Genomic DNA, 12,130 nt, shown 5'->3' on the forward strand with positions numbered 1-12,130 from the left:
GTCCGGTCGTGGCCGGACGGCGTACGGTCCCCGACGTGACCCCGACCACACGGCCGTCCCCGCTCACCCCGGCGGGCGACGGCAGCCCCGCCCCGCGCCGCCGCCCCCGCGGCCGAGCCGTCGTCGCGACGGCGCTCGCCGCCCTCACCGCACTCGCCCTCGTCGGGTGCAGCGAGGACTCCTCGGTGGCCGCGGCACCGTCGCCGAGCGCGACCGGCCGCGCCTGGGACCACGCCCCGGGGGAGCGGATCGTCGTGATCGGTGACTCGGTGAGCGGCGGTCACGGGCTGACGCCGGAGCAGGCCTGGCCGGCGCTCCTCGCCCGGACCGAACGGTGGCAGCTGACGAACCTGTCCTGCGACGGCGCCGGGGTCGTCGCCGAGGGGGACCAGGACGAGTGCGCCAGCGCGTACCCGGGACTGGTGAAGCGCGCGGTCGACCTGCGACCCCGGGTGGTCTTCGTGCAGGCGAGCTCCAACGACCTGGGCGAGGACGACGCGCAGGTGACGAGCGCCACCGACCAGCTCGTCGCCCTGGTCCACCGCGACCTGCCCGAGGCCCGGGTGGTGGGGCTGAGCGCCGTGTGGAACGAGCAGGCCCCGCCGGCGCAGCTCGCGACGATCTCGCACGCGCTCCACCGGGCGGTCCGGCGCGACGGTGGCACCTACGTCGACGTCGGGCAGCCGCTGTCCGGCCACCCGGAGTGGATGCAGTCCGACGACGTGCACCCGACCGCCCGTGGGCAGCGTGCCCTCGAGGCCGGGGTGATCGCTGCGTTCGCGCGGGACCACGTGCGGTTCTGACGCCGACGGGGCGGGGGCGGGTGGTGCCTCCCGGCCGACGTGTCGCGACGTCGCGGTGCGCCGATCTGCCGCAGCGCCGTGGTGCGCCGATCTGCCGCGGCGCCGCGGTGCGCCGACGTGCCGTGACGCCGTGGTCCGCCGACGTGCCGCGCCGCCGCCGCGCGCCGTCGGTCAGGCGGGCGCGTGCGTGTCGGTGAGGTCCTCGGCGACCGCCCACAGCGAGCGGGCGAGGTCCGCGCTGCGGGCCGACCGCGGCACCGACACGGTCGTGGTCGGACCGGTCAGGCCGCCGAACCCGGACGGCCCGTAGTAGGCGCCGCCGACCGCAGCCGGACCGACCGCGGCGTAGAGCAGCGGCTCCGCGCCCTGCTCCACCGCCTGCGTGAGGGGGAGTGCGCGGTCGCTGGCCCGCACCGGCCGGTCGCGGCCGAGCGAACGCCCGGCGGACTGCAGGTTCGTGCGGGTGTACCCGGGGTGCGCCGCCGTGCTGACGAGGGGCCAGTCCCGCTCGACGGACAGGCGGTGCAGGTGCAGGGCGAGGAGCAGGTCGGCGAGCTTCGACTGGGCGTAGGCGCGCCAGCCGTTGTAGCCGTGCTCCCACTGTGGGTCGGTGAAGCGGATGCTGCCGGGGATCGCGGCGAGGCTCGACATCGTGGCGACGCGCGGTGGCCGCGGGTCGTCGCTGCCCGAGGCCGTGCCGAGCAGCGTCGGCAGCAGCAGGTTCGTCAGCGCCAGGTGCCCCAGGAAGTTCGTGCCGAACTGCAGCTCGAAGCCGTCGGCGGTCTCGAAGCGCTCGGGCGGGGCCATCACACCGGCGTTGTTCACCAGGACGTGGAGCGGACGGTCCTCGTCGGCGATCCCCGCGGCGAACCGGCGGACGCTGCCGAGGTCGGCGAGGTCGAGCTCGCGGACCTCGAGGTCGGCGCCCGGGTGCTCCCGGCGGATCTCGGTGGCCGCGTCCTCGCCCTTGGCGGTCGTGCGGACGGCGAGCACGACGCTCGCCCCGGCGCCGGCGAGTCGCTTCGCGGTCTCCTTGCCCGTGCCGCTGTTCGCGCCGGTCACGACGATGCGACGGCCGGTCTGGTCGGGGATGTTCGCCATGCGCGGGACGCTACGCCGCCGTGCTGGCCGGTCGCCGGACGGGGTCGCGGGGATGGCCTGCGGGGCCGCAGGGTGCTACGATCTATGCGAACGCATCGACCAGGAGGCGCACATGAGCAACGCATTCGGCACCGGCCGTCCCTCGGACGTCCCGCCGCCCGCACCCGAGCGCATCGGACCGGTGCAGCTCGGCCTCGACACGTTCGGCGACGTCACCGAGCGTGCCGACGGGTCGCTCCGGTCCGACGCACAGAGCATCCGCGACGTCGTCGACCAGGCCGTGCTCGCCGACCAGGTCGGCATCGACTTCATCGGCGTCGGGGAGCACCACCGCGAGGACTTCGTGGTCAGCGCCCCCGAGGTCGTCCTCGCTGCGATCGCCGCCCGTACCGAACGCATCCGGATGGGCTCCGCCGTCACCGTGCTGTCGTCGGACGACCCGGTCCGCGTGTACGAGCGCTTCGCCACGGTCGACGCCCTGTCCGACGGTCGGGCGGAGGTCATCCTCGGCCGAGGGTCCTTCACCGAGTCGTTCCCCCTGTTCGGCTACGACCTGTCGGACTACGAGGTCCTGTTCGAGGAGAAGCTGCAGCTCTGGAACGCCCTGCGCGGCGGCGACGCCGTCACCTGGTCGGGGACGAAGCGTGCGGCGCTGGTCGACCAGGACGTCTTCCCGAAGCTCGAGCACGGCCCGATCCCGACGTGGGTCGGCGTCGGTGGTTCGCCGCAGTCCGTGATCCGCGCGGCGTCGTACGGCCTGCCGCTGTTCCTCGCGATCATCGGCGGGCAGCCGGCACAGTTCGCCCCGTTCTCGCGGCTCTACCGTCAGGCGCTGGCGCAGCTCGAGCTCCCGCAGCAGCCCATCGCGATGCACTCGCCGGGCTTCGTCGCCGAGACCGACGAGGAGGCCGCCGAGCGGTACTGGCCGTACCACAAGGCCGTCACCGACCGTCTGGGCCGCGAGCGCGGCTGGCCGCCCCTGGACGCCGCGCAGTACCAGGCCGGGCTCTCCGCGGGCGGGTCGCTGTACGTCGGGTCGCCGGAGACGGTGGCGCGGAAGATCGCGCGCAACATGCGGATCCTCGGCGTCTCGCGCTTCGACATGCGCTACGCGACGGGGCGCCTGCCGCACGAGGACATGATGCGGTCGATCGAGCTCTACGGCACGCGGGTCGCGCCGCGGGTGCGCGAGCTGCTCGCCGAGCCGGTGCCGGTGCCGTAGGGCGTCGTCCCGTTCCTCCCGCGGAAGCGACAGATGTGCGCCGATGTTCCGGCACAGTCTGTCGCTTCTGCGTCACGCTCCGCTCCGCAGCAGCAGCAGCGTCAGCGGCACGGGCCGGCATCCGGCCGGGAGGCCCGCCCTGCGCCCGCCACGCCGGCTCACGGCAGCGCCGGGTAGCGTCCAGGGCATGTCACCCCGTCCCGAGATCGTCGAGCGTCGGTTCCGTGGTCGCATCATGGGCGTCGGCACGACGTCCGGCGTGCGGTTCGTCGTCGGCATGTGGGAGCGGTCGCCGTTCGGGGCCTTCACGGACGTCTTCGTGGAGCAGCCCGACGGGTCGAGCGTGCTGCTCGCGCCGGACGAGATCGTCGCAGCGTACGTCTCCGGCACCTACCGGTTCGACACCGTCTCCGTGGTCGACGTCAGCGCCCGGCGGACCGCGCGCGGGCTCGAGCTCGACGCCGGCCCGCTCCGCGCCTCGATCGACGTCGGGGCGATCTCGCCGCTCGGGCGGGTGCTCCGCATCGTGCCGAAGCCGATCGCGCGAGACCCCAGGTGGCTCAGCGTGATCGACCCCGTTGCACGACTCGTCGCTCCCGGCGCGGGGACCGCCGGCACCGCCGGAGGCGGCCGTCGCGAGTACTACGGCGTGACCGGGGCGCACGACGTCACGGCCGTCTCGGGGTCCTGGGCGGGGGAGCCGCTCGGCACACTGGCCCCGCTCGACCCGCCCGTGGCCTTCGGCTTCGCCTCGATGCCGCGCGTCCCGCAGGTCGTCGACGTCGAGACGACGATCCGCGAACCCTCCGCCTGACCCCGGCCCGTCCACTCCGCGCTCCGGGGCCAGCCTGGCCGCGCCGGGCAGGTCCCAGCGACGAGGGGCACACTGACGGGAACGGAACGCGCCCGGGCAGTGCCCGGCCGGACGTCGAGCACAACGGGGCGCACGACGAACAGGAGCATCATGACCGACACGCAGGCAGACCACCGCGCAGCCATCTCGGACATCGTCCACGGCGCCCGAACCGCCCTGCTCACCACCGTCAGCGACGACGGCAACCTGCACGCCCGTCCCCTCGCCGTGCAGGACAAGGCGTTCAACGGGACCCTGCGCTTCCTGGTGCAGGACGGCAGCGAGAAGGTGGAGGACATCGTGCGCAACCCGCACGTCAACGTCGCCATCGAGTCGCAGGGCGGCTACCTGTCGATCGCCGGGACGGCCACGGTCACCCGCGACGACTCCGTGATCGACGAACTCTGGTCACCGTTCGCCGAGGCGTGGTTCCCCGAGGGCCGACAGGACCCGACCATCCGACTGCTGACCGTCGAGGGTGACTCGGTCGAGTACTGGACGCAGGACACCGGCCCGGTCGGCAGCCTGGTGCAGACGCTGAAGGCCGCGCTCGGCAAGCAGAGCCAGCCCGACACCGGCCACCACGGCACCGTCGAGCTCTAGCAGGAGTCCATCGAGACACCTCTGCAGCGGCGAGACACCGCCGAGCACGCGAGACGCCTCCGGATCCGGGGCGTCTCGCCGTCGCGGCGGCGTCTCGGCGAAGTCCGGGTCGGGGTCAGGGCGGGCCGAGCAACCAGAGCACGGCGACGAGCACCGGCTGCCCGAGCAGCGCACAGCTCACGAACGTCCAGCGCATCCAGGGCCGTGCGACGAGCTCGGGGGAGCCGAACAGCGGCGCGAGCGGCATGAGGAGCCGGGGCGTCGACGCCATCGGCAGCGACACCGCGAAGATGTAGAGCGCGTAGGCGGCGGAGTACAGCACCGTCGTGGCGCCGAGTGCCCGGGTCGACCGGCGCAGCAGCCAGACCGGGTACGCCACGAGCAGGAACACCACGATGAGGACGCCGCCGACCCCGAGCCAGCGGCCGGCGATCAGGAACCAGGGCGTCATCGGCGTGAACTCGACCCGCCCGATGAAGTTGACCCACCAGGACATCTCGGTCTCGAGGTAGGCGTCAGGCCGCCCGGTGACGTGCGCCGCGACGACCGGCCACGCCAGCCCCGCAGCCGCCATCACCACGCCCGCGACCACGACCCGCACCCGCTCCGCCACGGGGAAGGCGTCGAGCGACCGCACACCGGTGCCGGCTGCCGTCCGTCGTGCCCGCACCCAGCGGACCAGTGCGACGACCCCGAGCAGCAGCGGCAGCGCGAGCGCACCCGGGCGCGTGAACGCGGCGACGACCCCGAGCACCGTCAGCAGGCCGTACCGACGCCGCTCGAGCGCGAGCAGGGCACCGAACGTCAGCGCGAGGAAGGTGCTCTCCGCGTAGCCCACCTGGAGCAGGAACGACAGCGGACCGCAGGTGAAGAAGAAGACCGCCCACATGCCCGCGGCGTGCCCGGCACGGTCGCTCACCAACCGGTGCAGCAGGAAGGTCGCGACCAGCCCGGCGGCGAGGGCGACGAGCGGTGCACCCACGGTGAACGGCACCCCGGTCGAGGCCGTCAGCATCCGGATGGCGAAGGGGAACGCCGGTAGGAAGGCCCATGCGTTCTGTGCGACGTGCCCGGCGGTGTCGAGGGGCAGCGTGCTCGGGTAGCCGTGCACGGAGATCTGCTCGTAGTACTGCCCGTCCCACGCGGTCAGGAAGGACCCGAAGCCGTGCTCGTTCCCCCAGATCGCGTTGTCCGGCATCGCACGGGCCATCAGCGGGTAGGCGAGCGCCAACCAGACCGTGGACACGAGACGCCCGCCGCCCCAGACCAGCAGGACCGCGGCCCACACGGGCAGGCTCGTCGCCAGGTCGACGATGCGTCGTCGGCCGTTCGCGAGCGTCCCGGTGACGGCGCCGTCGGTCCGGCTCACCGGCCCGCTCCGGCGGGCGCAGGGCTCGTGGTGGGCACGACACGAGCGTACCGACCGTCGCCTGGCACCCTCCGGCACGCACCACCGCCGGCCGGGAGACTCGTCCTGCGTTCTGCAGGACGGCACGACACCGGCGGGTGGTCGGCCTCCGTCGCGTGGCCGGTCCTAGCCTGAAGGCCCGCGCCCGACGGGACGGGAGCACGATCGCGGAGACCGTGCTGCCGACCCCGCGCTGCCGGGCCACGTCCGACGACCCACGAGGAGCCACCGTGCCGAAGACCGCCATCGTGACCGAGAACGCCCCGGCCCCGGCCGGCCCGTACAGCCAGGGGATCGTGGCGAACGGGTTCCTGTACACCGCTGGCTTCGGACCGCAGGACCCGGCGACCGGCGTGATGGCGGACGACGTCGCCGGTCAGACCGCCCAGGTGCTGGCCAACGTGGCCGCCGTCCTCGCCGAGCACGGCGCGACCCTCGACGACGTCGTCAAGTCGACCGTCCACCTCGAGCACTCGGACCGCGACTTCGCGGCCTTCAACGCGGAGTACGCGAAGCACTTCTCGGAGCCGTACCCGGTGCGCACGACCGTCCAGTCGCACCTGGCCGGCATCCTCGTGGAGATCGACGTCGTCGCGGTGCTGCCCAGCGCCTCCTGACCGTCCACCGGCGTCCCGGTCCCTGAACGGAACCTCACGCGGGCGCGATCCCGCGGGGTGCTGGCGCGCCGCCGCGCCGGATCCCCGCGCCGGGGGTCGCGCCCGTCAGCTCCCCGTGCCGGAGCACCGGGACACCGGCGACCAGCACGTCGTCCGTCCCGACCGCGGTGGCCGTGGGATCGTCGTAGGTCGAGCGCGCGGCCACCCGCTCGGGGTCGACGACCGCGAGGTCGGCGACCGCACCGGCACGAACCGCCCCGCGGTCGCCGAGCCGCAGGTGCTCGGCGGCGGTGGTGGACAGGTGCCGCTGCGCCTCGGCCCAGGTCAGCAGCCCGGCGCGCACGAAGTCGCCGAGGTACCGCGCGACGGTGCCGGAGGCGCGCGGGTGCGGGTGCGTGCCGACGTGGATGCCGTCCGACCCCGCGGTGTGCCCCGGGTGCCGGACGAGCGGCGCGAGGTCCGCGGGGGAGCGGGGGCGCGGCACCCGCATGATCGCCGTCACCTGCAGCGCGGAGGCCACGAGCAGGTCGACCGCCAGGTCGACGGGCTCGGTGCGGCGCAGGGCGGCCGCCTCGGTCAGGGTCCTGCCCTGCAGGTCGTGGTGTGCGGGGGACGGCACGTGCGACAGGGTGACCTGGCCGGCCCAGCCCGGTCCGAGGTCCGGGCGCGCGGTCACCCGCGCGAGCACGGCGGCGCGGACCCGGGCACGACCGTCGGCGTCGGCGACCGCCCGGGCCAGGTCGTCGGTACCGGGACGGGCGAGCGCGGCGGGGAGCAGCAGCATCGACAGGATGGTGCACCCGCGCGAGTACGGGTAGGCGTCGAAGGTCAGCGGGACACCCGCGGCCGCCAGGTCGTCGAGCGCGCCGAGGGCGGTGTCGACCGGGGCGTGCAGGTGCGACACGTGCGCACGGACACCGCTCGCCCGGACGATCGCGGCGACCTCGTCGAGCCCCTCGCGCAGGTTCGCCTCGTACCCGCCGCGGACGTGCGAGACGTAGACCCCGTCGGCTGCCGTGACCTCCCGGCAGAGCGCGGCGAGCTCGGCGGTGTCGGCGTACAGCCCGGGGACGTAGTCGAGTCCGGAGGCCAGCCCGAGCGCCCCGTCGGCGAGCCCGCGGCGGACGAGCGTTCGCATCGCAGCGGTCTCCTCGGCGGTCGCGGGGCGGTCCTCGTCGCCGACGACCTCGTGCCGGACGGTGCCGGCGGGCACGAGGGTCGCGACGTTCACCGGCGTGGTGCCGTCGTACGTCGCGAGCAGGCCCGCGATGCCGTCGCCGCGGTACCGGGGGTGCGGGCCGTCGATCGCTGCGAAGTACCGGCCTGCCCACGTCCCGTCACCGGGGGCCGGACCGACGCCGTCCTGGCCGGTGACGATCGTGGTGACACCCTGTCGGAGCAGGGCGAGCTGGACGTCCTCGTCGAAGACCCGCGACCCGGCGTGGGCGTGCGCGTCGACGGCCCCGGCGAGCACGACGCGCCCGCCGCAGTCGATCGTGCGGACGCTGTCGGGCACGGGGAGCTCCGTCCCCACCGCGGTGATCCGGCCGCCGGCGACGAGCACGTCGGCGCGGTGGAGCCCGTCCGGACCGACGACCGACCCGCCGCGCAGCAGGACCGCGGCACCGGCGCCCACGGTGGTCACCGGGCGAGTCCCGCGAGGAGCCGTCCGGCCCGGGACCGCACGGCACCGACGTCCCCGGTGGACAGGGCGTCGCCGACCAGGGGCGAACCGAGTCCGACGGCCACCGCCCCGGCCGCCAGGTAGTCGGCGGCGTCGTCGACCCCGATCCCGCCGGTCGGGACGACGTCGACGAAGTCGAGCGGGGCGAGCACCTGCCGCAGGTACGCGGGGCCACCGAGCTGCGCCGCCGGGAAGACCTTCACCGCCCGGGCGCCGAGCCGCCACGCCCGCACGATCTCGGTCGGGGTCGCGGCGCCCGGGTACCACCCGAGTCCGCGCTCGTGGGCGCGTTCGCCGATCGCCGGGTCCAGGTGCGGGCTGACCACGAAGGACGCCCCCAGCTCGGCGGCCTCGTCGACCTGCTCGGGCTCCAGCACGGTGCCCACCCCGACCGAGACGTCGCCGCCGAAGCGTCGTGCGGTCCAGGCGGTGCCCTCGCGCCACCGTCGCGTGTTCGTGGTGAGCTCGACCGCCCGGACGCCGGCACCCACCAGGGCGTCGACGACCGCCTCGACGTGCTCGCCGGTGCCACCGCGGAGGATCGCGACGGCGGGACCCGCGCCGTGCCGGGTGCCGTGGTCGGGGGCCGGTGCGGTGCTGCCGGGGGTCGTGCGGTTCGTGCTCACGGGCTGGGCTCCTCGGTCGGGGTGTCGTTCGTGCGCTTCGGGTGCGGGGTCAGCGGTCGACGTGGTCGTGCACGGCATCGGTCGTGTCGGGGTCGGGGGCGCGGTCGGCGTCGACCTCGGCCACTGCCCCAGGGGCCGGCAGGCGCCAGTCGCCCGGGACCGTGCAGGCGAGCGCCCCGGCGTCGGCGGCGCGGTCGAGTGCGCTGTCCGGATCGGCCCCCGTGATCGTCGCCGCGAGCCACGCCGCCACGAACGCGTCGCCGGCACCCACCGGGTCGACGACGCGGACCGGGGTCGCCGCGCGCCGGGTCGTCCGCCCGTCGACGACCGAGACGGCACCGCGGGAGCCGAGCTTGACCACGGCACGACCACGGGCCAGGTCGGCGAGCCCCCGGGCGAGGTCCTCGTCGGACCCCGTCGGAGCGTCCCGGTCGTCCGGTGCCCCGAGCAGGATGCGCGCCTCGTCGTCACCGGCGAACACCACCGCGGCACGGGCGGCGACGGCGCGGTAGTGCTCCCGGGCGACCGCGGCGTCGAGCAGCTTCTGCCGGTGGTTCACGTCGAACGACACCGGGACCCCGGCGGCCTCGGCCCGGTCGAGCACCGCGGTGACCGTCCGCCGGGCGGACTCCGAGAGCGCGAGCGTGATGCCGGTGACGTGCACGAGCGCCGACCGTTCGACGAGCCCGGGCGGGACGTCCTCGGGCACGAGCGCCGACCCCGCGGAGTGCCGACGGTGGTAGGTCACGCGGGTGCGGCCGTCCCGGAGCCGTTCCTTCATCATCAGCCCGGTCGAGCGCTCCGGGTCGACGACCGCGACGACGTCCACGCCGGCCTGTCCCACGTCGCGCAGGACCCGGTCGCCCGCGGGGTCCGCTCCGACCCGGCCGACCCAGGTCGCCGGCACGCCGGCCCGGACCAGGCCGATCGCGACGTTGCTCTCCGCCCCGCCGGTGTCGACGCGCATGTGGTCGAGATCGCACACCTCGCCGACGCCCGGGCCGGCGAGCAGCAGCATCGTCTCGCCGAGGGTGAGCACCCCCGCGCCCGCGGTCACCGGACCGCCCCGCCCGGGGCCGTCCGCCGGAGGGCGAGCTGTGCGGAGGACGACCCGAGGGCGACCGAGATCTCGAGCGCGGTCCGGACGACACCGTCCCCGAGCTCACGGACCGCCGCCGCCGGGAAGCGGGACGCCAGCCCGGAGATGCTCATCGCGCCGACGACCTGGTTCGCGTGGTCGAGCACGGGCGCGGCGACGCAGCGGATGCCCGGCTCGTTCTCGCGGTCGTCGATCCCGTAGCCGCGCGCCCGGGTGCGTTCGACCTCCTGCCGCCAGCGCCCGTCGTCGGTGATGGACTGGTCGGTCATCGCGGTCGCGGGCACGGCGAGCACCGCGCCGAGGAGCCCGGGGTCGCCGAACGCCACGATCGCCTTGCCCGACGCCGTGTTGCGCATCGGCAGGCGGTTCCCGATGCGCGACCCCATCCGGACCGTGCCGCGCGTCTCGACCTTGTCGACGTAGACGATGTCCGTGCCGTCGGGCACGACGAGGTGGCACGTCAGCCCCGTCGACTCGGCGGTGCGCCGCATGAAGGGCGCGGCAGCGGAGCGCAGGTCGATGCCCTCGAGGTAGCTCTGCCCGAGCAGCAGCGCGCCGAGCCCCAGCGTGAACCCGGCGTCGGGCGTGCGGCGGAGCAGGTCCGTCTCGACCATCGGGGCGGTCAGGCGCAGCACCGTCGACTTCGCGGTCCCGAGCATCGACGCGAGCTCGCCGAGGGTCACCGACGCGGCGCCGTTCCGCGTGCGGTCGGCCACGTGGTCGAGGAGCGCCAGGCCACGGCGCAGCGACAGTGCGGCGTTCCGTGCGGGGACGGCCGCGGCCGACCGCTGCTCGTCGTCGGCGGGCATCAGAACCACGTCGCGATCGTCTCGGTGACGGTGTCGTCGTCCGCGAGCAGCTGCACCTGCCGCCACTTGTCGAAGACCGTGCAGGGGTGCGAGACACCGAACACGACGACGTCGCCGGGCGTCAGCCCGGGTGCCCCGTCGGCCAGGGCGAGGTAGCAGTGCTGGTCGTCGAGGCGGGTGACGGTGACCGCGCCGGGGGGTGGGACGACCTGCGGGTCGTGCGCCGTGCCTCCCGGCCGGATCCCGCGCACGACGGGCAGGCCCTCGTCGAACGACACGTCGCGCTTGCCCACCCCGACCAGCGCGCGACCCGGCTCCGGACACGACGTGACGCGGCCCCAGACCTCGATCGCCGGGCGGAGCGAGCCCTCCTCGGGGCGGCGGCGGAACGGCGTGCGCTCGGCGTAGAAGCCGTCGTCGTGCGTCAGGTACGCGCCGGACCGCAGCAGCACGTCGACGTCGTCCGGCCGGTCCTGCACGGCGTCGACCACCCCGTCGAACCAGGCGCTCCCGCCCATGCTGAGCAGCGCGCGTCCGGCGACGAGACCGCGGAGGTCGCCGGCGATCGCGAGCACCCCGGCGACCCATGCGCGGGCGGTGTCGACGTCGGGCAGGCCGCCCTCGTACCCGGTCACCCCGCGGAGCACGAGCCCGGCGTCGTGCGCGGCCTCGGCGACCTCGCGCGCCCGGTCCGCCGAGCGGACCCCGGTGCGGCCGCCGGGGAACCCGACCTCGACCAGGACGTGCACGGTGCCGTCGACGGAGCGGGCGGCGCTCGCCGCGGCCGCGACCCCCGCGAGCGAGTCGACGTTGCACAGCACGTCGGCGTCGGGGTCGACGCTGCGCCGGGACGCGAGCCAGGCGAGGCCGGCGGGGTCGAGGACCTCGTTCGCGACGAGGATCCGGTGCACGCCGTGCGCCCAGGCGACCATCGCCTGCTGGACCGACGCGACGGTGACGCCCCAGGCGCCCGCACGGACCTGCCGGTCGGCGAGGGCCGGTGCCATGTGCGTCTTCATGTGCGGGGCGAGGAGCAGCCCGTGGCGGTCGACGTAGGACTGCATGACGGCGGTGTTGTGCGCGAGGGCGGACTCCCGGAGCGTCATCACCGGCAGGTGCGCGCGGTCGAGGACGTGGCGCCCGACGACCGGGGCGGCGGGGTCGGCGGCACCCTTCGTCGTGACGGTGCCGGGCGTGTGGACGGGCTGCCCTGCTGCGGGGGTGGTCGTCATCGGTCCTCCTGCGCTGGTGCGGTCCGCTCCTGCTGCAACGTTCCCCGTGCTGCGGCCCTCCAGGCAACGTCGT

At 75.1% G+C, this 12,130-nt stretch carries 12 protein-coding genes; 5 read left to right on the top strand and 7 right to left on the bottom strand.

Going from position 1 to position 12,130, the window contains the following annotated elements:
• Positions 1 to 35 precede the first annotated feature (35 nt).
• Entirely contained in the window at positions 36 to 803 is a 768-nt protein-coding gene (locus QUG98_RS10840; protein WP_289470542.1) for an SGNH/GDSL hydrolase family protein, read from the top strand.
• Positions 804 to 974: 171 nt separating this feature from the next.
• Here the strand turns inward: QUG98_RS10840 and QUG98_RS10845 are convergent, their stop codons facing one another.
• Positions 975 to 1,904 (bottom strand): SDR family oxidoreductase, encoded by a 930-nt coding sequence (locus QUG98_RS10845; RefSeq protein WP_289470543.1) that lies wholly within the window; start codon positions 1,902 to 1,904, stop codon positions 975 to 977.
• A gap of 112 nt (positions 1,905 to 2,016) precedes the next feature.
• Between QUG98_RS10845 and QUG98_RS10850 the strand changes: the two genes are divergently transcribed.
• The 3 genes from QUG98_RS10850 to QUG98_RS10860 all read left to right on the top strand — a co-directional run bounded on the left by QUG98_RS10850 (position 2,017) and on the right by QUG98_RS10860 (position 4,582).
• On the top strand, positions 2,017 to 3,126 hold the full coding sequence (locus QUG98_RS10850; RefSeq protein ID WP_224441436.1) for an LLM class flavin-dependent oxidoreductase: 1,110 nt from the start codon (positions 2,017 to 2,019) through the stop codon (positions 3,124 to 3,126).
• Between the two features lie 187 nt (positions 3,127 to 3,313).
• On the top strand, positions 3,314 to 3,940 hold the full coding sequence (locus QUG98_RS10855; RefSeq protein WP_289470545.1) for a hypothetical protein: 627 nt from the start codon (positions 3,314 to 3,316) through the stop codon (positions 3,938 to 3,940).
• A gap of 150 nt (positions 3,941 to 4,090) precedes the next feature.
• Complete coding sequence (locus QUG98_RS10860) at positions 4,091 to 4,582, top strand: pyridoxamine 5'-phosphate oxidase family protein (protein ID WP_289470546.1); 492 nt, start codon at positions 4,091 to 4,093, stop codon at positions 4,580 to 4,582.
• A 115-nt stretch (positions 4,583 to 4,697) separates the two neighbouring features.
• Here QUG98_RS10860 and QUG98_RS10865 read toward each other — a convergent pair whose 3' ends face one another.
• Entirely contained in the window at positions 4,698 to 5,951 is a 1,254-nt protein-coding gene (locus tag QUG98_RS10865; RefSeq protein ID WP_289470547.1) for a glycosyltransferase family protein, read from the bottom strand.
• 269 nt (positions 5,952 to 6,220) lie between these two features.
• Here QUG98_RS10865 and QUG98_RS10870 point away from each other — a divergent pair, with 269 nt between their 5' ends.
• On the top strand, positions 6,221 to 6,607 hold the full coding sequence (locus QUG98_RS10870; protein ID WP_289470548.1) for a RidA family protein: 387 nt from the start codon (positions 6,221 to 6,223) through the stop codon (positions 6,605 to 6,607).
• 34 nt (positions 6,608 to 6,641) lie between these two features.
• Here the strand turns inward: QUG98_RS10870 and QUG98_RS10875 are convergent, their stop codons facing one another.
• Genes QUG98_RS10875 through QUG98_RS10895 form a run of 5 tightly spaced genes read right to left on the bottom strand, consistent with a single transcriptional unit; the run spans position 6,642 to position 12,057 of the window.
• Positions 6,642 to 8,252, bottom strand: a complete 1,611-nt coding sequence (locus tag QUG98_RS10875) for an N-acyl-D-amino-acid deacylase family protein (RefSeq protein WP_289470549.1) — start codon at positions 8,250 to 8,252, stop codon at positions 6,642 to 6,644.
• Positions 8,249 to 8,917, bottom strand: a complete 669-nt coding sequence (locus QUG98_RS10880; protein ID WP_289470550.1) for a bifunctional 4-hydroxy-2-oxoglutarate aldolase/2-dehydro-3-deoxy-phosphogluconate aldolase — start codon at positions 8,915 to 8,917, stop codon at positions 8,249 to 8,251. Before QUG98_RS10880 ends, QUG98_RS10875 begins: the two co-directional genes overlap by 4 nt.
• A gap of 49 nt (positions 8,918 to 8,966) precedes the next feature.
• Entirely contained in the window at positions 8,967 to 9,974 is a 1,008-nt protein-coding gene (locus QUG98_RS10885; RefSeq protein WP_289470551.1) for a sugar kinase, read from the bottom strand.
• A complete protein-coding gene (locus QUG98_RS10890) occupies positions 9,971 to 10,825 on the bottom strand; it encodes an IclR family transcriptional regulator (RefSeq protein WP_289470667.1) in 855 nt (284 codons plus the stop codon). The genes QUG98_RS10885 and QUG98_RS10890 overlap by 4 nt, the downstream gene beginning before the upstream one ends.
• A complete protein-coding gene (locus tag QUG98_RS10895) occupies positions 10,825 to 12,057 on the bottom strand; it encodes an alanine racemase (protein WP_289470553.1) in 1,233 nt (410 codons plus the stop codon). Before QUG98_RS10895 ends, QUG98_RS10890 begins: the two co-directional genes overlap by 1 nt.
• Between the last annotated feature and the right edge of the window lie 73 nt (positions 12,058 to 12,130).

Source organism: Curtobacterium subtropicum (genome assembly GCF_030362975.1).
GTDB classification, from domain to species: Bacteria; Actinomycetota; Actinomycetes; order Actinomycetales; family Microbacteriaceae; genus Curtobacterium; species Curtobacterium subtropicum.

What these genes read in the sequence shown, in the direction of transcription:
- QUG98_RS10860 (WP_289470546.1), top strand. Translation starts at nt 4,091, where the DNA reads ATGACCGACACGCAGGCAGACCACCGCGCAGCCATCTCGGACATCGTC.
- QUG98_RS10895 (WP_289470553.1), bottom strand. Translation starts at nt 12,057, where the DNA reads ATGACGACCACCCCCGCAGCAGGGCAGCCCGTCCACACGCCCGGCACC.
- QUG98_RS10855 (WP_289470545.1), top strand. Translation starts at nt 3,314, where the DNA reads ATGTCACCCCGTCCCGAGATCGTCGAGCGTCGGTTCCGTGGTCGCATC.
- QUG98_RS10850 (WP_224441436.1), top strand. Translation starts at nt 2,017, where the DNA reads ATGAGCAACGCATTCGGCACCGGCCGTCCCTCGGACGTCCCGCCGCCC.
- QUG98_RS10845 (WP_289470543.1), bottom strand. Translation starts at nt 1,904, where the DNA reads ATGGCGAACATCCCCGACCAGACCGGCCGTCGCATCGTCGTGACCGGC.
- QUG98_RS10890 (WP_289470667.1), bottom strand. Translation starts at nt 10,825, where the DNA reads ATGCCCGCCGACGACGAGCAGCGGTCGGCCGCGGCCGTCCCCGCACGG.